24 protein-coding genes are annotated in these 24,372 nt (G+C 51.2%); 3 read left to right on the top strand and 21 right to left on the bottom strand.

The window, feature by feature from the left end:
* Positions 1-138 precede the first annotated feature (138 nt).
* The 9 genes from NSU14_RS21905 to NSU14_RS21945 all read right to left on the bottom strand — a co-directional run bounded on the left by NSU14_RS21905 (position 139) and on the right by NSU14_RS21945 (position 6,749).
* Complete coding sequence (locus NSU14_RS21905) at positions 139-1,086, bottom strand: phosphotransferase enzyme family protein (RefSeq protein WP_076242639.1); 948 nt, start codon at positions 1,084-1,086, stop codon at positions 139-141.
* Entirely contained in the window at positions 1,083-1,979 is an 897-nt protein-coding gene (locus NSU14_RS21910; protein WP_076242638.1) for an alpha/beta fold hydrolase, read from the bottom strand. The genes NSU14_RS21905 and NSU14_RS21910 overlap by 4 nt, the downstream gene beginning before the upstream one ends.
* A 32-nt stretch (positions 1,980-2,011) precedes the next feature.
* Complete coding sequence (locus NSU14_RS21915; RefSeq protein ID WP_340947349.1) at positions 2,012-2,671, bottom strand: TetR/AcrR family transcriptional regulator; 660 nt, start codon at positions 2,669-2,671, stop codon at positions 2,012-2,014.
* A 327-nt stretch (positions 2,672-2,998) separates the two neighbouring features.
* Complete coding sequence (locus NSU14_RS21920; RefSeq protein WP_340947350.1) at positions 2,999-3,604, bottom strand: hypothetical protein; 606 nt, start codon at positions 3,602-3,604, stop codon at positions 2,999-3,001.
* Between the two features lie 88 nt (positions 3,605-3,692).
* A complete protein-coding gene (locus tag NSU14_RS21925) occupies positions 3,693-3,887 on the bottom strand; it encodes an aspartyl-phosphate phosphatase Spo0E family protein (RefSeq protein WP_052422177.1) in 195 nt (64 codons plus the stop codon).
* A gap of 254 nt (positions 3,888-4,141) precedes the next feature.
* Complete coding sequence (locus NSU14_RS21930) at positions 4,142-5,332, bottom strand: aminotransferase class I/II-fold pyridoxal phosphate-dependent enzyme (RefSeq protein ID WP_042135087.1); 1,191 nt, start codon at positions 5,330-5,332, stop codon at positions 4,142-4,144.
* A gap of 13 nt (positions 5,333-5,345) precedes the next feature.
* Positions 5,346-5,846, bottom strand: a complete 501-nt coding sequence (locus NSU14_RS21935) for an Lrp/AsnC family transcriptional regulator (protein ID WP_039308379.1) — start codon at positions 5,844-5,846, stop codon at positions 5,346-5,348.
* A gap of 206 nt (positions 5,847-6,052) precedes the next feature.
* On the bottom strand, positions 6,053-6,448 hold the full coding sequence (locus tag NSU14_RS21940; protein ID WP_042135086.1) for a spore coat protein: 396 nt from the start codon (positions 6,446-6,448) through the stop codon (positions 6,053-6,055).
* Between the two features lie 67 nt (positions 6,449-6,515).
* The gene (locus NSU14_RS21945) at positions 6,516-6,749 is read right to left on the bottom strand and encodes a hypothetical protein (RefSeq protein ID WP_039308384.1); all 234 of its coding nucleotides are present in this window, start codon (positions 6,747-6,749) and stop codon (positions 6,516-6,518) included.
* 186 nt (positions 6,750-6,935) lie between these two features.
* Between NSU14_RS21945 and NSU14_RS21950 the strand changes: the two genes are divergently transcribed.
* A complete protein-coding gene (locus NSU14_RS21950; protein WP_076242635.1) occupies positions 6,936-8,174 on the top strand; it encodes an NAD(P)/FAD-dependent oxidoreductase in 1,239 nt (412 codons plus the stop codon).
* Between the two features lie 138 nt (positions 8,175-8,312).
* On the opposite strand, the gene NSU14_RS21955 is transcribed toward NSU14_RS21950, so the two are convergent.
* A complete protein-coding gene (locus NSU14_RS21955) occupies positions 8,313-9,872 on the bottom strand; it encodes a flavocytochrome c (RefSeq protein ID WP_042135081.1) in 1,560 nt (519 codons plus the stop codon).
* A 179-nt stretch (positions 9,873-10,051) separates the two neighbouring features.
* Here NSU14_RS21955 and NSU14_RS21960 point away from each other — a divergent pair, with 179 nt between their 5' ends.
* On the top strand, positions 10,052-10,510 hold the full coding sequence (locus NSU14_RS21960) for a hypothetical protein (RefSeq protein WP_171718893.1): 459 nt from the start codon (positions 10,052-10,054) through the stop codon (positions 10,508-10,510).
* 106 nt (positions 10,511-10,616) lie between these two features.
* On the opposite strand, the gene NSU14_RS21965 is transcribed toward NSU14_RS21960, so the two are convergent.
* The 4 genes from NSU14_RS21965 to NSU14_RS21980 are packed head-to-tail and all read right to left on the bottom strand — an operon-like array spanning position 10,617 to position 14,885.
* Positions 10,617-11,411, bottom strand: a complete 795-nt coding sequence (locus NSU14_RS21965; RefSeq protein WP_340947351.1) for a PHP domain-containing protein — start codon at positions 11,409-11,411, stop codon at positions 10,617-10,619.
* A gap of 34 nt (positions 11,412-11,445) precedes the next feature.
* Complete coding sequence (locus NSU14_RS21970) at positions 11,446-12,279, bottom strand: energy-coupling factor transporter transmembrane component T family protein (protein ID WP_042135075.1); 834 nt, start codon at positions 12,277-12,279, stop codon at positions 11,446-11,448.
* Positions 12,266-14,014 (bottom strand): ABC transporter ATP-binding protein, encoded by a 1,749-nt coding sequence (locus tag NSU14_RS21975; protein ID WP_340947352.1) that lies wholly within the window; start codon positions 14,012-14,014, stop codon positions 12,266-12,268. The genes NSU14_RS21970 and NSU14_RS21975 overlap by 14 nt, the downstream gene beginning before the upstream one ends.
* A complete protein-coding gene (locus NSU14_RS21980; protein ID WP_042234137.1) occupies positions 14,007-14,885 on the bottom strand; it encodes a hypothetical protein in 879 nt (292 codons plus the stop codon). Before NSU14_RS21980 ends, NSU14_RS21975 begins: the two co-directional genes overlap by 8 nt.
* Before the next feature lie 179 nt (positions 14,886-15,064).
* Between NSU14_RS21980 and NSU14_RS21985 the strand changes: the two genes are divergently transcribed.
* Entirely contained in the window at positions 15,065-15,898 is an 834-nt protein-coding gene (locus tag NSU14_RS21985; protein WP_042135070.1) for a MurR/RpiR family transcriptional regulator, read from the top strand.
* Positions 15,899-15,950: 52 nt separating this feature from the next.
* On the opposite strand, the gene NSU14_RS21990 is transcribed toward NSU14_RS21985, so the two are convergent.
* The 7 genes from NSU14_RS21990 to NSU14_RS22020 form a co-directional block, all read right to left on the bottom strand.
* Positions 15,951-16,673 (bottom strand): response regulator, encoded by a 723-nt coding sequence (locus tag NSU14_RS21990; RefSeq protein WP_042135068.1) that lies wholly within the window; start codon positions 16,671-16,673, stop codon positions 15,951-15,953.
* Positions 16,670-18,337, bottom strand: a complete 1,668-nt coding sequence (gene dcuS, locus NSU14_RS21995; RefSeq protein WP_340947353.1) for a DcuS/MalK family sensor histidine kinase — start codon at positions 18,335-18,337, stop codon at positions 16,670-16,672. The genes NSU14_RS21990 and dcuS overlap by 4 nt, the downstream gene beginning before the upstream one ends.
* A gap of 575 nt (positions 18,338-18,912) precedes the next feature.
* The gene (locus tag NSU14_RS22000) at positions 18,913-19,167 is read right to left on the bottom strand and encodes a DUF7660 family protein (RefSeq protein ID WP_042135067.1); all 255 of its coding nucleotides are present in this window, start codon (positions 19,165-19,167) and stop codon (positions 18,913-18,915) included.
* A gap of 265 nt (positions 19,168-19,432) precedes the next feature.
* Complete coding sequence (locus tag NSU14_RS22005; RefSeq protein WP_336102492.1) at positions 19,433-20,650, bottom strand: MFS transporter; 1,218 nt, start codon at positions 20,648-20,650, stop codon at positions 19,433-19,435.
* 78 nt (positions 20,651-20,728) lie between these two features.
* On the bottom strand, positions 20,729-21,277 hold the full coding sequence (locus NSU14_RS22010; protein WP_340947354.1) for a hypothetical protein: 549 nt from the start codon (positions 21,275-21,277) through the stop codon (positions 20,729-20,731).
* Positions 21,278-21,414: 137 nt separating this feature from the next.
* Positions 21,415-21,834, bottom strand: a complete 420-nt coding sequence (locus NSU14_RS22015) for a DUF350 domain-containing protein (protein WP_039308413.1) — start codon at positions 21,832-21,834, stop codon at positions 21,415-21,417.
* A gap of 24 nt (positions 21,835-21,858) precedes the next feature.
* Entirely contained in the window at positions 21,859-24,225 is a 2,367-nt protein-coding gene (locus tag NSU14_RS22020) for an endonuclease MutS2 (RefSeq protein WP_042135061.1), read from the bottom strand.
* Positions 24,226-24,372 lie beyond the last annotated feature (147 nt).

Here is a 24,372-nt window from a genome sequence, read left to right on the forward strand (position 1 = left end):
TATCATCCTCTTTTTCCGGTACGCTGCAGAAGAGCCCGTACCTTTAGAATCATCGTGAGTATTCATTATATCCCTGCCGCAGGAGTCCTCCATCGGGCCCCGGGTCCACCTCCTCCTCCGCCCCGGGACGTACAAGCATTACAGCAGCCTGAACCCCAGGCAAGGTTCCCCGGCTTCGATCGTCCGCCTCATTCGGGCAAGATATGCCTTCTGGCCTTCCGTAAGCGCGCCCGGATCTGTGTGCACCATATGATAGGTATACGAATAAAGATGCCGGTAATCTATAAAGTAGCCGATCTGAGCCATGAACCCGGTATCTGTGTTACCCCTGCGGTAGCCTTTCATAAAAGAGTGATAAAATGCCAGCACAGCGTCCTTCTTGCCCGCATCTTCCGGCACAGTCTGGGCCATATGATAGACGGCAATGGCAATATCATACGCAAACCAGTGATATTCCGCATCCCCGAAATCTATCACTGTCAGCGAGCTATCATGCACCAGGAAGTTATGCGGATGAAGGTCGCCATGAATCAGGCCGAATTCATTCCCGGAGGTGCCAAGGCGGCTGAATTCTTCCTGGTATACCTTCCACTTTTGCGACAAAAGAGCGTCTGTTTCTATCCTCTCCGCCAGCAGAATTATATTCTCCTGCCAATGTGGATGCGGATGGACTGCCTGGTAGCTCCGGGCACAGGAATGCAGCCTTCCCATCGCCTCTCCCCAGTGCTCGAATAACAGCGGATTCCAAACCGTCTTATCTTCCCGATTCACATGTGTACCTTTAACCTTATGGAACAGAATATAATAAAAAGGCTCTGACACCGGGTAAATATACTTCCCGGACTCCAGGCACAGCGGGCGGATCGCACTCACTTCACTCTCCTGCAAGTAGTTCAGCCATTCCATTTCCGGCAAAATGTGTTCCTTGGGGACCACGCTGTGATCCAGTATTTTGACGACGATATTCTCGGCTCCTGCCCGTTCAAGATCAAATACATTGTCATTATACCCTCCAAGATGCTTGACCGCTTCAGGAGGACAGCCGAGCTCTGTGAACACCTGCTGCCGGATACTCTCTGGAATCATCGCACTCCCCCCTGTCCCTGCAAAAACTGTATCAGCTCCCGGTTGACCCGCTCCGGCTGTTCCATATTGATGCCATGGCCTGAGCCCCCGATCACCTTATAGCGGAAATCCCCGTCCTGAAGTATGCCGATAAAATCCTTCTTATGCTGCAGCTTGTAATCCCCGATCAGAAAATACAGCTTATCCCTGACTATAGCCGCGCGGGCCTTGTCATAGAGCTCAGTTCTCTGGACAAACATCGCCTGTTGGTTATGATTCTTCATGAGCAGCACCACATGCTCGGCCAGTTTAGGATGTTTTTCCGCAAGCCGTGATTCCGGCGAACTGAGCTTATTAAATACCTTAAGCAGATTTTTGCGCGTAGGTACTATTATTTCCGGGAACATCATCAGCAGCGTCTGGATCATGCTTTTTAAAGGAGCCGTGACCATCCCGCCTTCCATACAGACTGCCTTCAACACCCTTCCTGGCTCGTTAATCGCATAATTGAAGGACATGTAGGCTCCATTCGACACACCTGCCACATAGAATTGTTCCAGTTTCAATCCTTCAGCTACGCCGTTAATCCAATCTACCTGATTAAAATCCTGCTTATTGAACCTGGCATCCGGCAGGCTCTTCCCCGGCCCTCCCAGCGTATCCACCGCAATGCAGCAGAAATGCCGGGACAGCTCCCGTATATTCAGCAGCCACATCACCGCCGAATTATCGCCTACCCCATGGAACAGGAGCAGGGGCGGCAAACCGGCCTCTCCCGCCGTTATACAATGTGTTGTCCCGTAAGGAGTCTCGATATCCAGCTCCCGAACCTCCGTCCCCCAGTCCCCGAGCAGCTCATCATAGGAACGGAGAACCTGTTCCTTGCCGGCATCACTTTTAAATACCTTGACCATGGCTAATTCCACCTTTTCGGATATGGGATGGGCTAATGATCTCTTTTCATGAAGCGCAGAACCAGTTCGGTTGAGGGAAAAGGAGCGGCAGCTGTGGTCTGTATCCTCGCTATACCAAGCCCCTGGATGAAGGAGAAATAGGCGACGGCGATTTCCACCGGATCACCCTGGATAATCTCCCCTGCCTCCTGCCCGGCGATGATCAAGGGAACGAGATGCTCGAATGGCTTCATAATCTTCTCCTTCGCAACAAGCTTAGCCGCCTCCGGAATAGCTTCCGAGGTTGCCGTCTGCAGAAGAATGAGCCGGAAGTGCTGCAAGGCAATACTGCCTTGCGACAGGAATGCCTCGGTCAGCCAGGTAATCCGCTCCAGCGGGGTTCCGTCCAGCTCTGCTGCATATTGCACCGACATTCCTGCTCCGTCCGAAGCCAGCTCAACAATTCTGGTGAAGATATCGTCTTTGGATTTGAAATACATATAGACATACCCCTGGCTGAAGCCTGCACTGGCGGCGATATCCTTGATTTTGGTCCCGGCATAGCCTTTCCTGGAGAAGACCTCGACAGCATGATAAATGATCTGCCGGATCGCCTTGTCCGGAGCCAATAGCTCAAAGCCCTCAATGAATTTACGTTCCAGCAATTTGCCGTTGTCGCTCTTGCTGTTATCACTCTTGCTGTTATCACTCACGATTCCCATCTCCCTTATAATGAATGACTGTTCATTCATTATACTGTGAAAGGATATTTATGTAAATTAAAAGAGTAGACCTGCTTTGCCGCAGAAAAGTTATAGCATCCAGCAAATAAGTTCATTCATATATTCAGTACAAACTCACCCTAACGGGTGAATCAATCTGAAGCTTATGCGGCCAATGTAGCCAGTGCAGCTTATGTAGATATTAAGGCCACATCGCGATGCTTCACTCAGACTATTTACTGGGCAGTCTTCGGCGAAATCACACGCCAGAGCTTCTCATTTCCTCCTTTTGCGTGCAAACTGTGAAGTGCTCCTCATTTACGCATCACACCCACTTTCGGCGGATTCAGGGGCACTTTTGCTCCTCTTTCCCGCATCCCGCCTACTTTCGGCGGATTCAGAGGGATTTATCCCTTTAATTTCCCCATCCCGCCCACTTTCGGCGGATTCAAAGGGATTTATCCCTTTATTTTCCCCATGCCGCCCACTTTCGGCAGATTCAGAGGGATTTTTCCCTTTATTTTCCCCATCCCGCCCACTTTCGGCGGATCCAAAGGGATTTATCCCTTTATTTTTCCCATCCCGCCCACTTTCGGCGGATTCAAAGGGATTTATCCCTTTATTTTCCCCATCCCGCCCACTTTCGGCGGATTCAAAGGGATTTATCCCTTTATTTTCCCCATCCCGCCCACTTTCGGCGGATTCAGAGGGATTTATCCCTTTATTTTCAGCATCCCGCCCACTTTCGGCGGATTCAAAGGGATTTATCCCTTTATTTTCAGCATCCCGCCCACTTTCGGCGGATTCAAAGGGATTTATCCCTTTAATTTCCCCATACCGCCCACTTTCGGAGGATTCAGAGGGATTCCTGATACAAGAATAGTTCTGTCCTTCGGATGGATAGCTTCCAATTACGAAAATCATAATCACCTACACGGTGCGACTGTGAGGCGCACTAAAAAACGGACACCTCCCGCAAAGGGAGATGTCCGTTTCAATATAAATCAGCCGGTTAATCGTTCTTACGGTGGCGGCCTCTCATATACTCATTAATCTTCAGGTCCAGCAAGCTGCTGATGGCAATTACATTATCCGAGGTAAAGGAATTCTCCTGTATAAAGAGCTGTTCCATTCTGCTGCGGAGGACCTGTATTTCATTTTCCAGCGAGAGCCTGCGTGCATTTGCATCACCCCTGGGAGGATGTATCCCGCTTCCGGAACTACATTCCCCGCCATAGGAAGGTAAGTAATAATCTGCGCTCAGCACAATCATCCCTCCTAATGTATTATTGCGTGATATCCGGATACCTGATACTGAATTCTTCCTATCCGGACTCTGCGCCCTATTCTAGAATAAGACCTCCATGTAAGTGTATTACAGGTGTTTCTTGTCCTTAGAGTAAAATAATACCATATAGAAGAGTGATCGGCTATAGTTCAATTTACTTCATTCTGTTTGCATTACTCTGCCCGCTCGCGGGCCAGCTGTGAGACAAATGCCCCAATCCGTTCAACTGCTTCGTTCAGCTGGGATACCGAGGTTGCATAAGAGCAGCGGAGGTATCCTTCACCGCCCAGACCGAATACACTGCCCGGAACCGCAGCTACCTTATATTCCAGAAGCAGGCGCTGGGCGAATTGATCGGAGGTCAGCCCGGTGCGCTGAATACTCGGAAAAGCATAGAACGCGCCTTGCGGCTCATGACAGTCCAGCCCGGCATCGCGCAGCCCTTTGACGATCAGCCGGCGCCGCTGATTATAGGAATCCGCCATCCGGTCCTTCTCTTCCATTCCATTGGTCAATGCCTCCAGAGCAGCCACCTGGCCCATCGAAGGCGCGCACATGACTGTGTACTGGTGAATCTTCAGCATCGCGGAGATCAGGTCCGGGTGACCGCAGGCATATCCCATCCGCCAGCCGGTCATGGCGAAGGCTTTGGAGAAGCCGCTGACCAGAATGGTCCGGTCAATCATGCCCGGAAGGGAGGCAAAGCTTACATGATTGCTTCCATAGGTCAATTCAGCATAAATTTCATCGGAAATTACTATGAGATCATGTTTCTCTACCACTTTGGCAATCGGTTCCCAATCCTCACGGCTCATAATCGCACCCGTCGGATTGCTCGGATAGCAGAGAATAAGAATCTTGGAGCGCGGGGTGATCTTGGCTTCCAGATCAGCCGCCGTAAGCTTGAAGTTATTCTCTCCGAAGGTCTCAATACCGACCGGAATCCCGCCGCCGATTGCTGTTATCGGTGAATAAGAGATATAGCAAGGCTCGGGAATCAGAATCTCGTCTCCCGGTGAGATCAAGGCCCGGAGCGCCAGATCTATCGCTTCACTGCCGCCGACGGTGGCGATAATCTGGTTCGCAGGATCATATTGCACCGCGAAGCGGGTCTGCAGATATTCGGCAATGCCTTCTCGAAGCTCCGGCATGCCGGCATTGGAGGTATAACCGGTGAAGCCGCGCTCCAGCGAGTAGACGCAGGCTTCCCTGACATGCCAGGGAGTCTTGAAATCCGGTTCCCCGACACCCAGTGAAATAATATCCTTGCTGCCTGCCGCCAGATCAAAAAACTTGCGGATGCCCGAGGGCTGTATCTGCTGGACCAGCGGGGCCAAATAGGAATTCATCGACTTCGTAATCATGGCATTACATCCTTCACGGAGATATCATCAGACGGTTGTCTTCTTCATGCTCTTCAAAGATGATACCGTCCTGTTTGTATTTTTTGAGCGTAAAGTTAGTTTTGGTAGAGAGTACTGCATCAATCGGCGACAGCTTCTCGGAGACGAAATTGGCGACCTCCCGCAGATTGCGGCCTTCCACTTCGACCAGCAAATCGTATGCGCCGGACATCAGATAGACCGATTTGACCTGCGGATACAGATAGATCCGCTCGGCAATGCCTTCAAAGCCCCGGCCGCGTTCCGGTGTAATCTGAACCTCGATCAGCGCAGTCACGCGTTCATCGTCCACTTTATCCCAATTAACCACAGTCGCATATTTCACGATGACATGATCCTGTTCCATTTGTGCAATTACGGTTTTGACATCTTCTTCTTCCGCACCAAGCAGGGTTGCCATTAAAGCTGTAGAGCTTCGCGCGTCCTCCTTGAGCAGTTCCAGCACTTTCCTCTTCAAATCATTCATTTCCTTCATGCCTTCCCTCCGGATAGTTCGCCAGTCCGGTACCCCTGCATCAGGGCAGAGCGCCTGCGAAAAGAGTTTAGTATTAATATGACACGAAAATGACAGTTCTGCAAACAAAATAACCCCGCCTGGGCGGGGTTACAATGGATCTTTTTATTTGTGTTTCTCTACACCAGCGGACGGCAGTCCTATGCTTCATCCGCCCCGCGTGAGGGTTACATATAGTAAGAACCGTTATTGTGCTGGACATTGGCCTGATGCAGCGGAACATTGGAGGCCTGATTGTAGGCACCGGCTCCTCCTGTTTTCTCTCGCACGAACTGCTGGCATTTCTGCTGGGTCTGCTGGGCAGTCTGAATCTGCTTGTCTACATCCTGACGCAGCGCTTTCCCCGGAGCAGTATACATGTTCATTTGTGACATTTGGTTATACAGCTCTCCCTGAAGTCTGAGCGTATCCATCGTCAAATCATTGAATACCCGGCGTACTGTAGGACAATTCGATTCTGTAGCTGCTGTTGTATATTCACGGACTGTCCGCTTCAAATCAGCCAAAACCGTGTTCAGTAAATCCTCATCTGCCATGAATGGCGTTCCGTTTTGTGCGTACACAGTAAAACCTCCTTAAAGTTTGTGGGATATGCTTCCCGGCATCAAATTTGTGTGCGGCCAGTAATAATTATTGCGGCTGGGTTGGTGCATATTGCTGATGCTGATGCAGCAGCTGTACAAGCATATCCATATGGTGGGTATGACTTTGAATTTGCTGTACACAGATTCCTTGCACCGTGGAGTTTTGAGTGGTTCCGGCTGTAGCGGCCAGCTGCTTAATCAGCAAATCTTCGTTGGAAATGGAATCTGCGATATATTCCAGTTCTTTTCCGCTAAGCGCCTGCATTTGGTTAGATTGCATGTCAGTATTCCCTCCTTCTGGATGTTCAAGCGTTCCTTAGTATGCCGCAGAGCAGAACACTTTATGTGCCAATAAGCGCAAAGCTGCTTCTGCAAAAATCGGATTAACACCTTATAAACCGCGCATGAGCGGCTGCCAAACTGCAAACAATACCTTACCTTGATTATATAAAGGAGCGACCATACCATGAAACTCATCAGCGGGCAGCTGCCCTGGGAGAATACACTGCTTCAACCGCCGGTGTATCCGGTACTAAATGAAGATATTACCTGTGACTGTCTTATTGTAGGCGGCGGCATGGGCGGGGCGACGATGTCCTACCGTATGTCCCTTAGCGGAGCGGATACCGTTCTCATCGATAAAAGAGCAGTGGGCAGCGGAAGCTCCCACGCCAATACGGGACTGCTGCAGATCGCGAACGACAAGTCGCTGACCGCCTGCATGAATACCTTCGGGGAAGAGAACGGCGTGCTGTTCTATAAGCTGTGCCAGCAGGGCGTCCGCGCGATTCTCGACCTGCCGGGCAAGCTGGATATTGATCCGCAGATCATAGAACGCAGCAGTCTGCTGTATGCCAGCGTCCCTGAAGATGTACCCGCCCTGAAGCTGGAAAATGAAAACCTGATCCGGCATGGATTTGATTCTGAATTCTGGGATGAGGATAAAGTACGGTCGCATTATTCCTTCTCCAAACCGGCTGCGCTCTTCTCCCGAGGGGATGCCGAGACCAATCCGCTGCGGACTGTGCACAGCCTGATTGACAAGGCCCACTCCCGCGGAGTCCGCGTCTACGAGCATACCGAAGCCCTTAATTACGAATATAGTGCTGACGGCGTGGTCTGCCATACAGCGAATGGCCGGATTTTTGCGAAAAATGTTGTGTTTGCCATGGGGTATGAAACGCAGGATATGAAAAAGGACCGGGGCGCGGAGCTGATCAATACATATGCCATCATGACGAGGCCTCTTACGGACTTGCCCAAATGGCATGAGCAAAGTCTGCTCTGGGAAACGGCCCGGCCTTATCTGTACTTCCGGACCACACCGGACGGACGGATCATTGCCGGCGGCAAGGATGAACAGCTCACCAGTCCCGAGCGCCGCGATGTCCGTGTGCTCTCCCAATGCCAGCGGCTGCTGGAGGAGCTTGTGGCCCTGTTCCCGGAGCTTCAGGGAATAGAGGCTGAATACTCCTGGGGAGCGGTCTTCGGCTCTACCCGTGACGGCTTGCCTTATATTGGGCCGCATCCGGAGTACCCGCACTGCTATTTCATTGAAGGCTACGGGGGCAACGGAACCGTCTACAGCATGATCGCGGCCGAGCTGCTCGCAGATACCCTTGCCGGCAAGGTGCGCCCCGAGCTGGAGCTGTTCTCGCTGACCCGTACAGCGAAGCCTGCGCCGTCTCCGGCAATTCAGGCGTAAGCAGCTGAGCCTGCGGGAGCCTGAATTGCCGGAGACGGCAGGAGCAGCAGCAAGTACACGCAGGAAAGGGATGCTCCGCAAGCCTGATGGCTGCGGAGCATCCCTTTTATAATAAAGCTGACAATATGGAATAATAGCTTATTGTGCTTTTACAAACTCAGCAGATTTGATCCCTGCCTGCCGTCCAAAGATAATAATCTCGGCTACAGAATTCCCGCCGATCCGGTTCTGGCCGTGTAATCCGCCGACTACCTCACCTGCTGCAAAAAGTCCTGTGATCGCTTTGCCGTCTTTGTTCAAGACCTCTGTATTGGTGTTAATCACCACACCGCCCATGGTGTAGTGAATTCCCGGGCCGATTTGGATCGCGTAATACGGTGCGCCGGACAGATCATTATCCATGCCTGTTGTTCTGCCGAATTCCGCATCCGACTTATTCTTCACTGCGCTGTTCCAGGTATCTACGGTCTTCTTCAGCTGATCTGCCGGAACGTTCATTTGTTCTGCCAGCAATTCGATGGTATCCGCTGTTTTGACTACACCCATCTTGATGTACTGGTCCACCGCTTTGACGCGGGATTTCACGCCGGAATCAAACACCAGATACGCTGATTTCTCCGGAAGTGTATTGATGGAAGCTGTCACTTTATCACGGGTATCCATTTCGTTGCCGAAACGTTTGCCCTCGCTGGACACCAGAATTGCACCTTCGCCCCGGACCGCTTCACCGATCAGGTAGGATTTCTCCTGTTGTACAGTCGGGTGAACCTGAATCTGATCCAGATCTACCGTTGTGCCGCCAGCCTGTTCAATCATCCGGATGCCGTCGCCGGTGCTGCCGATCTGGTTCGTAGTCACATAACCCTCGAGGTCAGGTCTGACTTCGGTAATCATCTCCATATTGGCGCCGAAGCCGCCGGTTGTTACGATCACTGCTGATCCGGTAATTGTTTTCTCATCGGCCTGGTTGAACAACACCTTGACGCCGTTCACCTTGCCATCCTGCACTGTAAGTTCCTTCACGTCCGCATTAACGAACAAGGGAATCCCTTGCTCTTGTACATTTCTTACGAGTCCGGCAACCAGATATTGACCGACTGCTGAGCCGTCTTCCGGACGGTGGGTGCGCTTCTCTTTCATTCCGCCGGTAATCGTAATATTGTTCAAACGGATTCCGATCGAATCCAGCCAGTCAATGGCACTTGCGGAATTGTCCACGAAAAAGCGGAGCAGCTCCTTGTTGTTCGTATCATGGCCGCCTGCCAGTGTCTCTTCATAGAACAGATCATTGGTATCCTCGATGCCCTGCTCCTTCTGGAACTTCGTCTGCGAAGCGTTCATACCCGAGGAGGATTTGGTAGTATTACCGCCGGCAACCGGCATTTTCTCGAGAATAACCGGGTTCATGCCGTTAGCCTTGGCTTCCAGCGCCGCCGACATTCCGGCACCGCCTGCGCCGACAATGATGATATCATATTTATCTTTTAACTGATCGTACGGTGTATAGCTCGCTTCGGATGCTCCCGATACGGCTTCGGCTGTCTCTTTAGGTGCAGTGGTTGCTGCAGGCTCTGTGGTTGCGCTATTCTTACCCTTGCTCTCATTGACACTGCCGTTAGCATTGTTGTTACCGCAGCCTGCGATAACCAGCATAACGGAAAGAACGAGTATAAGAGTCGCTGCATATCTCTTTTTCATAGTAACGCTTGCCCCCTTGTGCATATTTTCACAATTATCATATCCGCAAAAGGGCTGTCCTTGGAAGCTTACGTAATTAAAGAAATCATTAAGTAATTAAAGTAAGTGAATTTGCGTGCGGATGTTTATAGTTTTATAATTGGGACTTACACAATCGTATGACTGGGAGGAACTGAACCATGGACAAAAGCAAAAAATATATGCTTGCCGGCGCCATCCTGACCGCAGCTGGTGTTTCTCTAATGACCTATACAGCAAACCGTTACACTTCCTTCAAAAAAGTGGTGGCCAGAACCATCCGGCTGGAGGATATCGCCTCCCTTGAAATCACCCGTCTGTCCTCTGTTCCCGGTGAACAGAAGGATATTGTGGTTACGGAGCCGGAGGCCATCAAACAAATATGTGATGATTTCGCCGACGTCCGGTTAATGAAATCAGCGCGGAATGTAAGCACAGACAACAAATACAGCTATTATATTACCATCGTACAGGCTGACCGGAAGCAGCGGTTTGATATCATTCTCAAGGGCAGGCAGCATATGATTATTTACGATAATGATATGAACAATCCGCATTTAAAAGCTTATAAAATTATGGGTTCCTTCCATCCGCAGGCATTGAAGCTGGCTTTTGCTTAAAACCGCAAGGCGTAGCGTAAATCATCCCCGGAAGCATAGAAGACATTACCTATGAAGTCATGGCCGGAGGAGTCCGGACATGACTTCATAGGATTTCAGGGCCGCTTTAAGCCAGATAGCCAATCTCCGCTTCATCTCTGGAAGGCGCTTCGCCGGCAAGCTGCTTCAGCAGCTTCTTCATCATGACCGAAGCCTTCACCTTGGTATGGAGACACGGTGAAAGCTCCATCTCATAGTCCCCCTGCTTAATAGCCTCCTTCAATTCCTCAACTGTAGAGCAGGATACATGTAGCCGGTTCATTACGCTGCCATACTGCAGGCATTGATGACTGTCACTGCCGGCAACCACAGGAACGCCAAGCTTCTCTGCAAATGGCGTAATCAGGTTCTTGTAGGCTTCAGCCCCCTGCACGTAAATGTCTTTAGCATTGAAATCAAACGCATCCAGCCGCTTAAGCAGCTGAGGGTCCAATTGATGAAGTGGAGTAGAGGTGCGGAACGGATGGGCCCCTATTTTCCACAGATTGAATTCATCCGCCAGATCCAGCAGTCTTTTGAAAGGAATAAAGCTACACTGAGCAGTGTAATCTTCCAGCAAAGAACGGACAGCAAGAACATTCTCCTTAAGCCCGATCAGCAGGATGTGGCCTGTCTCGGCAATATCCACTTCCATTCCCGGAAACAGCTTCAGCCCGTCCACCTCATAGTAATGTCCGTTATACGGATACATCTGATCCAGTGCCTCGTACATTGCGAAGAAATTAGAAGTATTAAAATGCTCTGTCAAAGCGGCTGCCTGCAGTCCGTTCACTTTAGCTTCCGACATCATTTCTGCGAAATACGCCGGGGAAAATGCTGATTTCTTGGACAATTTTCCGTGTGTGTGCAGATCAATATTCATATAGGTTAGGCTCCTTTTAAGTTTGCAGATTAGGTTAATACACCAGCTCAGGGTACAGGGTTCCAAACCAGAACAGCAGTATAATGTAAATCGTTGAACCGGATAAAAAAGCCCAGTCCGGCCTCTTCATCCTCAAATAGGACAGCTTGATCTTCTTCACCTTCGGATTGCTGAGACCGTAGCTGAATCCGCGTGTTTCCAGTGCTTCAATCGTGGTTCGCGACCGTTTGGCTGTATTGAGCATGAGCGGGTAGAAGACCAGCACCACAATCCGCAAGTAATACGCAGCTGTTCTCCAGTAGAACACCCCGTGACGATGCGGTCTTTGCCCCCTGAGTCTGAAGGACAACAATATCTGGTGGAATTCTTCCAGCAAAGTAGGCAGAATACGATAACCGTAAGATAAACTAAATGCAAAGGCATCAGGTATGCCTAAGGATAAAAGTCCGTCACTAAGCCGTTCGGGATCCAGACTGGAGAATACAGTGATGCTCGCCAGTGAAATGACAGAAAGCTTCAGCGTCAGCGTTAACATTGGCAGCAGGGATTCACTCCCCCCTCCGAAAAAAAGCGTCAGCACGAACATCCAGCCGATCTGGCCGGTCAGGCCAAGGCACAGGATACAGATGATTAGCGGACTAACCCGTGACAGGACAGTTGTTATGACCATGAACACGAACATTCCTAATAAGATTGTCCGGTTATGCACAAACCAGGGCACGATGGCAAAAAACAAATACCATAACAGCAGTGTCCGGGGGTCAAGCCTGCCCAGAAAGGTAGCGCTGTTGTTATACGCGGTCCCCAGTAATTCCAGCTTGATCTGTTCTACAGAGATCCGGTCCAGCGCTTTTTTAACAGCCTCCATAGATTCCGGCCACCTCCTTCTGTAGCTCCACTTGGCTCACAAACTCGTCCAGGCTGCAGCAAATGCGCGGCAGGCCGAGTATGCGGCTTAGCTTCATTAATTGTGTCTCTGCCAATCCGGCACGCCTCAAGAGCATTCCGTCAGCAAATATTTCATCCTTCGTTCCGTCAGCAATGATCTGTCCCTGATGCATAACAATAATTCTACTGGCCCATTCAGACACAAGCTGCATATCATGAGTGGCGATTACCACCGTCTCCACATGGCTCCGCAATGTCTCAAGAACGCTAACCATTTCCTGCTTGGTCGAAATATCCAGATTCGCGGTGGGCTCGTCTAGCAGCATAACTGCAGGGCGGACAGCGGCACCGATTGCCAGGGATACCCGCCGCTGCTGGCCGCCGCTCAGCAGACGGGCATCCCGCTCAGCGAGCTCACTAAGCCGGAACGCCTGGAGCATCTCTTCTACTCTCCGGTCTGTATCCGCTAACTTCCGGGCCTTCAGATAATAGGAGATTTCTTTGCGTACAGAATCCTCGATAAACATATCCTCCGGATTCTGAAATACATAAGCAACCGTACCGGACAGGCGCTCGGGCGGCACACCATTGACTTCTATGCCTTTCACATTAACCGTTCCTGAGGAGGGTCTGGCAATACCTGAAATCAGTTTCATTAAGGATGATTTCCCTGCACCGTTGTTACCGATAAGGGCTACCGATTCCCCGTGTTTGAGCTCCAGCTTTACCCCGTTCAGAACAGGATGAAGTGTCTTGTGAATCGTGCGGTACGACAGGTGAACATCCTTCATTTTAACGATAGAATCCACATCTCCTACGCCTGTGCGGATCTGCCCGCAGACTGGATAGGCGGACCCGGCCTGCCCAGCCGGCCCTTTACGGCGGATCATCCGGTCAAGCCCCTCTTCAGGGGTCAAAGGGAACTGTCCTGCATTCCGGTCATTCTCCTCCAGCATCCAGACAGCTCTGGTCACATCCGGCGGATAAATGCCAAGCTCCAGCAATTCTTGTACAGAGGACAAAGCATCACGTACCGGCTTCTGCCAGCGTATGGATCCTTTATCCATTAGGATAACGTTCCTGCAGTATTCTGCTATAAATTCGGCATGGTGCTCAATGACTACGATGGTCTTCCCGTGCAGCTCATTCAATTGCCGCAGGATATCATAGATATGACGTGCATGCTGCGGATCAAGCTGGGCTACCGGCTCATCTATGACCAGTATTTCCGGATCCATTGCCAGTGCTCCCGCAAGAGCCAGCAAGTGCTTTTGCCCACCGCTAAGCTGCCAGATAAATTCATTTCTCAGTTCGCTAAGTCCGGTCAACGCCAGCGCCCGTTCTCCCCGTTCCTTGTAGTCCGCAAAACCATAGTTCAGCGGGGTAAAAGAAACATCATCAAGCACGGTTGGACGCACCAGCTGGTTCTCGAAGTCCTGATAGACATAACCGATATGCCTGGATAGTTCAGCGACACTCTGCCCTTCCGCCGGTTGACCGCAAATCACCGCTTCTCCGGCGAAATCTCCTGTGTAATAATGCGGGATTAATCCATTGAAGCATTTACAGAGTGTGGATTTGCCGGATCCGTTGCTGCCGATCACGGCAACAAAATCCCCTTTCTCCAGTTGCAGGGATACATCCCGCAGTACAGATTGTTCCGCCCCCGGGTAAGTAAAGGACACTCCTCTAAGCTCCAGGACCAGTTCATGCATCTGCCTGTCCTCCTTCCTGACGCCTGCGTGCAGCACGCCGGATTAGCGATAGAATGGTCACAACCGCAATGATGACGGCAACCAGCATGCTCAGCCAGATCAGCTTTTCCTCACCTGATTCAGCCCAGGCAAATTCAAAATCACCGAAGTTCCAGCCTGATTCCGACAACAATTCAGAACCTAGCGCAACCATGATCAGAATCGTACCTGAAATGACAAGCTTTGGCGACAGCCAGACCCCGGATGCATATTTCATATTCCGCTCACGCGGCTTCATGCCGAGCAGCGGCTCAATCTTGCCGTACAAGCGGGGAACCAGATACATCGTAGGCAGAAGGGCGAACAGAATGCCCGAGAACAGCACATCATTCAGAAATCCGACACCTTCGATGATGACGATACTTTCCGCCAGACCCTTAACCGCTTCCAGTTCCTCCACACCGACCCATACCTTCAAGATATCTACCGCTGAGCTAAAAAACTGGTGAATCGCCACTCCGGTAATTGCGGCTGCGCCTACCTGTCTACGGTTCTTCGGATCGGATACCATAAGGCCTGCTGTATACATCGCAAGAGAGAAGGTAATGAATTTCTCCAGTTCGCCCAGTCCGCCGAATTGACCCAGCATCAGCTCACCAAAGATCACTTCGCCGACAGCCGCTCCAACAGCTGCATACAACGGGTGAAACAGCATACATAAGGTCAGAGGAATGAAAGCGAAATATTCAATCGACAATTCAACCGGACCCAACTGGATGCTAGGCACCAGCTCCGTAAACATATTAGACAAACCATACAGCGACATCGACAGCACAAAAATCATCATTTTTTGAGATTGGGTCAGCGTGTAGCGGGTCTTTAACGTGCTCATAAACAGTTGGCCTCCCTACAGGAATTTATCTTTATTATAAAAAGGCCATGTCAGCACAGGTTTTTCCATTTGTTAAGCCGGAGTAATATTTTTTTCAGAATTTTTAACGCTGTAAAAATATTTACAACATCTTCAAGCGTTATATTGTGTAAAAAGAGCACATCCGGAGGAAACGCATTATGTATAAAGACTGGAATCACCGCCCGTTCTCACCCAACCAGCGGATCATCGCCGATTTTATCCAGAAGAATGAGCAGCGGGTTGTCTATATGACAGAGCAGGAAGTTGCTGACGAGCTCCATTTGAGCATCGCCTCCGTCTCACGTTTCTGGAAAGCAGCCGGCTACAAGCATGCCAAGGATTTCAAAAACCGGCTACGGTTCCGGTTCGAATCTACGCCCTCGGTTAAAATGCGTGACGCAATGGAGCGATCCGATGATAGTTCACTCCCCCAGCTGCTGCTGAATAATTCCCTTCACCATCTTCAGGAGACACACCGTTATTTGAATGAGACGTCGCTGCAGTCCGCGGTATACAGTCTGTCTGCTGCACGGATTGTATATGTTTATTGTCCCGGCCCCTGCGGCGGACTGGCTGAACTGATGATCTACCGGATGGCGCGCTTTGGTCTTCAGATGAAGCGGATGGCTCCGAGCGGCCATGAGCTGCTGGAGACCCTAATGCATGCTGACAAACAGGATGTGGTACTGGTTTTTGGATTTGTGCAGCTGTTACCTGAAATCGAGGTGATTCTGGACCATTCACGGGAGGCAGCTTATCAGGTCATTCTGATCACTGACAGACTTGTATATCCCCGTTCACAGGATGCAGATATCGTGTTGTATGCCGGAAGAGGCGAGGTTTGGGAGTTTCATTCAATGGTCGGCCCTATTTATATCATTGAGAATCTGATTCTCGGTGTAGGACTGGTCAACCGGGATCATAACCTGAGCAATCTTGACAAGCTCCAGCAGCTGCGGGCGCAGTATGGAGGGAAGCTTCCGCGTACCTGAACCCGCAATAATAAAAAAAGGACCCGAAGGTCCCCGCTAACACGCTTGCCGCTTATAAATATCTACTTATATAGTCCTTCCCCTCCGGCTTCACCTTGTACATATATACCGGTCTGCCTACCGCGCCGTAGCTGAGCTCCATCTCCAGAATGCCTGCCTCGGTCAGAAAAGCCAGATATTTGCGGACGGAAATCCGCGAAATCGGCGCCTGGCTGCTGATATCTTCAGTGGAGAATACCGGGTTCTGCAGCTGCTTAATCGTATCCCAGATGCTCTCCAGTGTGCCTTCGGTAAGACCTTTGGGCAGGCTCTGCGCCCCACTCTTGTCTTCTTCAGCCTCCGGAGCGGAATGGCGCAGCAGCTTATCCAGCTGTTCCTGGCTCAGATGCTCCTTGTGCATTAACCGAAAGTCTTCGCGGTATGCCGACAAAGCCGCCTGAAAACGGGCAAACTCAAATGGCTTGATCAGGTAATCCACAGCCCCGTTCTGCAGCGCCTTGCGGATGCTTGCATTATCGCTGGCGGCGGAGATCACAATGATATCCGCCTTGCTTCCCTGCTCCCGGAGCGTGGACAACAGCTGAAGCCCGCTGGTACCGGGCATATAGATATCCAGCAGCAGGAGATCGATCTCCTGTTCCGCCAGCATCTTCAAGGCCTCATCTCCTGAAGCCGCCCAGCCCGCGAACTCGAAGCCCTGGACCTGTTCGAGATAATGGCGGTTGAATTTCGCTACCATCGGGTCATCTTCTACAATCAGCACTTTAATGTTCATTGGCTCTCCTCACCCTTTGCAGCATATGGCACATCAACGATGAACGTGGTTCCCTGCCCGCCGCCGCAGGCGGCAATCTGAAGATGTCCCTGCAGTTTATCTACACTCTTCCTGACCAAATACAGTCCGATTCCCCGGTGTTCCCCCTTGGATGAGAAGCCCTGGACGAAGATCTGCTCCCGGAGTGCCTCCGGAATCCCCGGGCCGTTGTCGCTAACCTCACACAGCAGCCTTCCCTCTTCATAGTGAAAAGCAAGCCCGATCCGCTTATTACTGTGTACATCTCTGCCGTGTACATCTCTGCTGTATACATCGCTGCTGTGTTCATCAGGTCCCGGGCCGCCCAGCGCTTCCATCGCATTGTCCAGCAAATTCCCGGCAATCGTAATCAGCTCATGAATAACCTGCGAATCTGCCGATTCCGGCAGATAACTGTCCGCAGTCAGCAGCAGTTCAATTCCCGTCTCGCGCGCCCGGCTCAGCTTACCCAGCAGAAAACCCGCCATAGCCGGGTCCTTAATCTGTCTCGTGATGGCCCCGATCTCCTGCTGGTAGTTATTTGCCGTTCCCAGAATATACTGCTGCAGCTCGTCATATAAGCCCATATGCGTCATGCCCATAATCACATGCAGCTTGTTCATGAATTCATGGGCACCTGCCCGCAAGGCGTCTGCATAGACAGAAATACCCGACAGCCGTTCGGCCAGAACTGCCAGCTCAGTCTTGTCACGAAATGTAGCGATGGCTCCGGCAATCTCGCCGCCTACGCGGACCGGCAGGCTGCTTACGAGCAGGGAGATACCGCCCAGCTCCAGCTCCTGGTCCTGCCTGCCTTCCCCGCTGGCCAGCACATGCTCCAGACGCAGCTCTGGCCAATAATCGGCAATCTGCCGGTTTACAACGGCGCCGTTGATCCCTGCCGCCTTGAGAAGCCGGTGCGCCTCCATATTGATAAGCGTAATGCGCGCTTCCTGGTCAATCGCAATAATCCCCTCGCGAATGGATTCCAGCATGGCGCTGCGTTCCTGCAGGAGTCTGGAAATATCGGCAGGCTCCATGCCGAACATCATTTGCTTGATCCTCCTCGCCAGAACAAAGGCGCCTCCTGCTCCAAACAGCGCGCCTGAGACCAGAATGGCAATAATCGTCCATTCATTCTGCCTGACCAGACGCTGCACCCTGTCCATTGACAGTCCAGCTACTACGACCCCGAGCTGATGCCCTCTGCCGTCATAGACCGGCACGAATGCCCGCAACGAATTCCCGAGCGTCCCTGTTCCTTCGGAGATGCTCTCTTGTCCGCGCAGCGCAGCCTCCTGCCCGCCTCCCACGAAGGGCAGTCCTACCTTGGAGGCATCCGGATGCGAATACCGGATGCTGTTCATATCCATCACCACTACAAACAATATATCATTACGGCGTGTAATCTTGGAGGTGTAGGCTTGAATCCCCTTGCTGTTCCCTTCGCTTAAGCCCTCTGAGAGCAGCGGCATCAGGGCAATCGTGCGGGCAATCGTAATGGCCTTATCCTCCAGCGCATGCCGGGTCTGGGGAATAATCTGATTGCGGAATATAATATATAAGACCAGCAGCACCAGGACTACAACAGCAGATACCATCACCGCTACCGTTGTCCTTAGGCTATAGCTTTTTTTCTTGGCCAAGGATGCCCATGCCTCCTCATCTTCAATGAACTGCTACAAAGACTAGAATTATTTAAGGTAAGCTAGAAAACTGGATCACGCTATTCTGAATTTACCGATCTAATAACAGTACATGAAGGGAATTTATCTTTCAATCTTTTAGATGACTTACAGAAGTTTCAATTAGTTATTTATATCCTCTCACTGCTTCGCTAGGAAAAAGGATTGGATATACGATAACAAAAAAAGGCCATCATGGTGACTGACCTTACGACAAATAGGCAAAAAGAAACCTTGATAGACCGGAAGCCATTTAAGGTTTCAGTTTTATTAAAAATCATATGGGTCAGCTATTTCAAAATCATCTTCATGCACACTTTCGTATCGATACAATACCTGGTATTTTTATATTTCTCCAATCATCCACAGATTTCACCTTACCTTCCTCAAACGATACTATTGAACCATCTGGTGCTAAGTCTATATATTTTACATATCTTTTCAATCCATCATTCGGTAATCGATAGACTCCACCAAAGAAGTACCTTGAAAGGCTGTGAGCCAATCAAGATTAAACAGACATTTATTAGCACTTATTATTCATACACCCTCCCGACATAAAATAAATTCGCAAGAAAGTTCCAATCTATAACTTGAGGTATTTGTAAATTGTTATTTTCATAATAACCTTCCATATCCTCTACCCAAGACTTTATTCCTTCGAGAAAACTCTCAATGTCTCTATTTTCCCAAACATCAGGGTTTAATTTAAAATCCTTAATTAACATACCAATAAATTCTGTAAAAAGATCTTTATCACTAACTTTTTTTATTTCATTATATAATTCCATGTTCCCCTCCTACTGTATCGCAAGATTAATTCCATCGTCCATTTCCATTCAATTTAATTTACACCTTTTTTGTTATATTATTCCATTTTTACTTTCAACCATTTTTTTAGTAACCCATTGTACTGGTATTTTTCAGTACCGGCAATTCTAAATGCGGATAATCTTCGATAATCCAACGTTCATATATTTCCTGCATCATCTTTCCAAACACAATGGTTTTTAAATCACTTGATGAAAATCCCCTTGATTTAAGTGCGTCAGCAAATCAGTTAACATTGTTCTTTTTGTGAACATTTAAATCAAGCAACCGCCGCAGCACCAGCCAGCCCCCCAGCGGAGCCGTTCCCAGCAGCAGCATAAGCCAAGTGACAGCCTGCGGGGACTGATTGACCGACAGCACAGCAATGAACACAAGCAGCCCCATCAGCCGCCCGGTCATTAGACTCAGCTCTCTAAGCACAACCAGCTCCACCCGTTTGCCGGCACTCTCTTCAGAGACACCCATCAGGTCGAAGCTGGTAGACGTCATCGGCAGCATGTAGAGCGGGATGCACAGCGAGGTTCCAATACCCATAATTAACAGCGTGGCGTAATTCACCTTCCACAGAAGCGGCAGAATGAAAACGGCCAGCAGCAGACTGCCTGCCAGCATCCCCCTGAAGCGGGTTCCAGGCTTGAACCATTTGCCGGCCGCATAGTAGCTGATCAAAGAAACTGCCGAGGTAATCAGCGCGAACTGCCCAAGCTTACTCTCCTCACGGGCGGCAATATAGACCAGCAGTCCGATCAGGAACGAGAATACGCCCTCCCGTACTCCCTGGAACAGCAGCGCCGCCGAAGCAGGCCGCCAGGGACTCTCCTTGCGGCTAAGCTCACGCCAGGGCTCCAGCCACAGGTAAGTTCCGCCGCGCGGCCGCTTCTCCAGCCCAAAGCTGAGTACAGCAGCCACTCCATAGATGCACAGGGACAGGATAAACACAATACGGTAGCCCTTGTCCCCATGCCACAAGGAGATCAGACTACCCGACACCCACGGACCTACAATGCCCGTCAGCGAACCCAGCAGTCCCATCCAGCCGTTGAAGAAATCGCGGTTGTCCGCCTCGGTAATCTCAAAGAAAACAATATTAAAAGCCAGCCAGTAGAACCCGATGGAAAGACCGAGAATGAGTCCCAGCGGCCAGATATAATGCACCGCTTCTCCGCGCAGCCAGAGCACCAGCAAATAAAAAAAGCCCGAAACGGCAATTCCCAGCCGCAGGGCATTCATTTTGTTATGCTCCTTCACCCATTTGCCGCCCAGCCAGAAGCTTAGTCCGACTGCGAGCTGCTGGGCAACCGTAAACCAGCCGATCATGGCGAAGTTCTGCCGGCTTTTCCACAAATATACGTTCAAAAAAGTACCTGCCAGCACCGTAGCCAGCAGGTAGAGCCCGCCCACGGCGAGCAGCAGCGCCGCCTGGTTCCGTAATAACCTCTTCATGCTATACCTCCCTGCTATTCTGGACACCTCATGTATAACTAACATGTCCAAATCACAGGGAAAGCATGAATCCGAAGCTTACTCCGATGCAGTGCTGAGATTGCGCACAAGCTGAATGCGGTCTTCCTGTGCCAGACTGTGCTGCACATGGAAGCAGGAAGGACATACGAACAAATTCAGCGAGAACGGCGGCTTCAGTACCGGTCCGCCGCCCAGCGCTTCCGGCGTTGCCGGGGTAAATCCGCTTACCTGCTGAGTGCCGGAGTGAAGCATCAGCTCATGGCATTGCGGACATTCCGGTGCTTCCAGCTGCGCGGCCAGCAAGCTGGCGACACTCTGCTCATAACGCGTCAGATCATAGTCATCACCGAACTGGACCAGCGTATTAAATATGGGAACCACACTATCCTTGTCACCGTCGTCATCCCACAGATCCTCGTCGCTGACCTCTTCCTGTACGGAGGCGTCCTCAGTGTCCAGCTCTTCATCTTCAAGATCGTCAGCGCCTATTGTAATTGTGCGGTAACCGCTAAGCTCATTATTGCAATGAGGACAAGTGTCCTCCGGGCCAAACTCCTCATCCCATACAATCTCGGTATGGCACCAAGGACATACTGTCGTTTCCATCTGTATAATCTCCTTCGTTCCTCACATTAGGTTCACTTTCAATGCAACATTAAATAAATAATCCCGGCCGCTATAAACGCCAGAGCGGAAATGAACAGAACCCGAACCAGAATCTTCATAATTTCCTGCTCCCTAAATCAAAATATAGCGGCGCCGATGACATAGGACAATGAAACGGAGATCAGCAGTGCTGTCAGTCCCACGGCCCGGTTATCCGCAGCAATCTCGTCATCAATCGAAAAGACGGGGGTTAGAAATTCAAACAGGAAGTACGCCAGCAGCAGCAGGAGGAAACCCACAACCGACCATTTCATCGTCTCATAGATCGATGCTCCCGCTTCAATGCTGAAGCGCAGAATATTGCAGATGCCGAAGATCTTGCCTCCGGTTGCCATCGCTACGGCCACATTCCCCTTGCGGATTTCTTCCCAGCAGTTATATTTAGTCACCATTTCAAAGAAGGACAGGAATACCACCAGACCCAATATGGCCACAGTGAAGTAGCCGAGCAGCGCTCCCAGCGGATGATCCAGCAAAAGATCAATATTATCTTGCATACTTCTCCCTCTTTCTGCCGGACGCTACTGCAGTTCAGCCACGGTTACGCCCGCGCCGCCTTCGTTGTAATTCCCGAGCCGGTAGCTTTTGATATGCTTATGCTTGCGCAGATATTCCTGTATCCCCGTCCGCAATACCCCCGTGCCTTTGCCGTGGATAATCGAAATCTGCCCAAGGTTGCCGAGGAACGCTTCGTCGATGAAGCGGTCGGTCTCCATGATGGCCTCTTCCAGATTGGCCCCGCGCAGATCGAGCTCGGTGCGGACATTCTCATCCCGCGTACGCTTGACTGTCGTAGCCCGGCGCAGAGCCGGCGGAGGCGCATCCGGTGCAGAGGCCAGGAACTCCAGATCAGCAAGGTTGACCTTCATCTTCATAATGCCGAACTGCACCACGGCTTCCTTGGCACCGCTAAGCTCTACAACAAGGCCCTTCTGATTCACATTAGCCACCTTGACTTCATCCCCGGGCTGAATCTTCCGCGGCGCCTTGGTGCTGCTGCGGGCAATAACCTTCTTACGCGGTGCAGGCTCCGCTTCATCCAGTCTCCGGCGCGCTTCAATCAGCTTGTGCTCCTTGACGGACGCCCCTTCCTCCATTGCCAGGCGGCGGAGGTCACTGATGATCTCCTCGGCTTCCTTACGCGCCTTGGCGAGGATATCGCTGGCATCCTTCTCTGCCTTCTCCAGGCGTTTGTCGCGCTGGCCTTCCAGCTTCTCCAGCTCCAGCTGCTGCCGCTTGCGGAATTCTTCCGCTTCGCGGCGCAGGCCCTCGGCCCGTTCACGCTCATTCTCTGCGGTGAGGCGGTTCTCTTCCAGGGAAGCGATCATGTGCTCGACGCGCATGTCTTCTTCCTTGACTTCGCCGCGCGCATGCTCAAGAATGGCATTCGGCAGGCCGAGGCGCTCGGCAATGGCGAATGCATTGCTTCGTCCCGGCACACCGATCAGCAGCCGGTAGGTAGGACTCAGACTGGCCACATCAAACTCCATACTGGCATTGATGACGCCTTTGCGCTCATACGCATAAGCCTTCAGCTCACTGTAATGCGTAGTTGCCACCATCCGGCATTCTGTACGGTGGATATTCTCCAGAATGGCAATCGCCAGGGCCGATCCCTCCGCCGGATCCGTTCCTGCTCCAACTTCATCGAGCAGAATCAGACTCTTCGGCGTCATTCTCTTCAGAATGGAGATGATATTGGTCATATGGCTGGAGAACGTACTTAGGCTCTGCTCAATACTCTGCTCATCGCCAATGTCGGCATAGATCGCATCGAAGACGCACATCTGGCTGCCTTCCTCTGCCGGAATGAACAGTCCCGACATCGACATCAGACTGAGCAGACCGATGGTCTTCAGGGTAACTGTCTTACCGCCGGTGTTCGGGCCGGTCACGATAATCGAGGTGTACTGGTTGCCCAGCTCCACATCCAGCGGCACAACCTGCTCTGCGGGAATGAGCGGATGGCGCCCTTTGCGCAGACGCAGGTAGCCGCGGTCATTCATACGCGGCTGGGTAGCCTTCATGTCGCGTGCCAGGCGCGCTTTGGCGAAGATGAAATCGAGTTCGCCGAGAATATCGATATCATAAGCCATCTCTTCGGCAATATCGCCGACAAGTGCCGTCAGGCGGTGCAGGATAATCTCGATCTCCCGCTCCTCGCGCAGCCGTGTCTCGCGCAGCTTGTTGTTCATCGCCACAATCGATTCCGGCTCAATGAACAGCGTCGCCCCGGAGCCGGACTGATCATGAACAATGCCGCCGAAATGGGCACGGTACTCCGCTTTGACCGGAATGACAAACCGGTCACCACGGATCGTCACAAGCTGATCCTGCAGCATCTTCGATACCGAAGACGAGCGGATCATGGAATCCAGTTTCTCGCGGATGCGGGTCTCGCCGCCGCGCAGCTCCCGGCGGATGGAGGCCAGCTCTGTACTGGCCGAATCCATGACATCCGCATTCTCGTCGATACACAGGCGGATGGCATCCTCCACATGCTTCTGCTCCGAGAGCAGATCACTCTGGGCGAAGAGGGTAGGGATCTTCTCATCCTCGTGCATCGCCCCGAGGAACCGCTTCACTCTGCGGGCTCCGCCGATCGTGTTGCCGACAGAGAGCAGTTCAGTGGTGCCCAGCATTCCCCCGATCGAAGCGCGTTTCAGGGCGGGCTTGATGTCAGTCACACCGCGGAAGGAAGGAATTCCCTTCAGCCGGTCAACATTAGCAGCCTCATCCGTAGCCTGCAGAAGCAGCTTCACTCCTTCGAAATCCCCGGAGGGCTTCAGCAATTCGGCAGTCAGCCGTCCCATCGGTGTCTGCGTATACTGCATCAATTTATTTAAAATCTTGCGATATTCAAGCGTATGCAAAATTTTGTCGTCCAATTACTGTCACAGCTCCCTTCATAGATGGTTACATTATACCTAATTTAGCCCATTTTCGCTATTTGGGTATGATTTCTGGGCATAGAAAAGCGGCTGCGGGCCACAATAACAACGCACATATCCTTACGCGAACGCCAAAGGAGGTTA

The organism is Paenibacillus sp. FSL R10-2771, from assembly GCF_038000205.1.
Classification (GTDB): domain Bacteria; phylum Bacillota; class Bacilli; order Paenibacillales; family Paenibacillaceae; genus Paenibacillus_AQ; species Paenibacillus_AQ phytohabitans.

What these genes read in the sequence shown, in the direction of transcription:
- NSU14_RS21905 (WP_076242639.1), bottom strand. Translation starts at nt 1,086, where the DNA reads ATGATTCCAGAGAGTATCCGGCAGCAGGTGTTCACAGAGCTCGGCTGT.
- NSU14_RS21910 (WP_076242638.1), bottom strand. Translation starts at nt 1,979, where the DNA reads ATGGTCAAGGTATTTAAAAGTGATGCCGGCAAGGAACAGGTTCTCCGT.
- NSU14_RS21920 (WP_340947350.1), bottom strand. Translation starts at nt 3,604, where the DNA reads ATGATTTTCGTAATTGGAAGCTATCCATCCGAAGGACAGAACTATTCT.
- NSU14_RS21930 (WP_042135087.1), bottom strand. Translation starts at nt 5,332, where the DNA reads ATGATTACGAAGTCGATGAATTCCTATTTGGCCCCGCTGGTCCAGCAG.
- NSU14_RS21935 (WP_039308379.1), bottom strand. Translation starts at nt 5,846, where the DNA reads ATGAAGGAAATGAATGATTTGAAGAGGAAAGTGCTGGAACTGCTCAAG.
- NSU14_RS21945 (WP_039308384.1), bottom strand. Translation starts at nt 6,749, where the DNA reads ATGCAATCTAACCAAATGCAGGCGCTTAGCGGAAAAGAACTGGAATAT.
- NSU14_RS21950 (WP_076242635.1), top strand. Translation starts at nt 6,936, where the DNA reads ATGAAACTCATCAGCGGGCAGCTGCCCTGGGAGAATACACTGCTTCAA.
- NSU14_RS21955 (WP_042135081.1), bottom strand. Translation starts at nt 9,872, where the DNA reads ATGAAAAAGAGATATGCAGCGACTCTTATACTCGTTCTTTCCGTTATG.
- NSU14_RS21960 (WP_171718893.1), top strand. Translation starts at nt 10,052, where the DNA reads ATGGACAAAAGCAAAAAATATATGCTTGCCGGCGCCATCCTGACCGCA.
- NSU14_RS21965 (WP_340947351.1), bottom strand. Translation starts at nt 11,411, where the DNA reads ATGAATATTGATCTGCACACACACGGAAAATTGTCCAAGAAATCAGCA.
- NSU14_RS21970 (WP_042135075.1), bottom strand. Translation starts at nt 12,279, where the DNA reads ATGGAGGCTGTTAAAAAAGCGCTGGACCGGATCTCTGTAGAACAGATC.
- NSU14_RS21975 (WP_340947352.1), bottom strand. Translation starts at nt 14,014, where the DNA reads ATGCATGAACTGGTCCTGGAGCTTAGAGGAGTGTCCTTTACTTACCCG.
- NSU14_RS21980 (WP_042234137.1), bottom strand. Translation starts at nt 14,885, where the DNA reads ATGAGCACGTTAAAGACCCGCTACACGCTGACCCAATCTCAAAAAATG.
- NSU14_RS21985 (WP_042135070.1), top strand. Translation starts at nt 15,065, where the DNA reads ATGTATAAAGACTGGAATCACCGCCCGTTCTCACCCAACCAGCGGATC.
- NSU14_RS21990 (WP_042135068.1), bottom strand. Translation starts at nt 16,673, where the DNA reads ATGAACATTAAAGTGCTGATTGTAGAAGATGACCCGATGGTAGCGAAA.
- NSU14_RS22000 (WP_042135067.1), bottom strand. Translation starts at nt 19,167, where the DNA reads ATGGAATTATATAATGAAATAAAAAAAGTTAGTGATAAAGATCTTTTT.
- NSU14_RS22005 (WP_336102492.1), bottom strand. Translation starts at nt 20,650, where the DNA reads ATGAAGAGGTTATTACGGAACCAGGCGGCGCTGCTGCTCGCCGTGGGC.
- NSU14_RS22010 (WP_340947354.1), bottom strand. Translation starts at nt 21,277, where the DNA reads ATGGAAACGACAGTATGTCCTTGGTGCCATACCGAGATTGTATGGGAT.
- NSU14_RS22015 (WP_039308413.1), bottom strand. Translation starts at nt 21,834, where the DNA reads ATGCAAGATAATATTGATCTTTTGCTGGATCATCCGCTGGGAGCGCTG.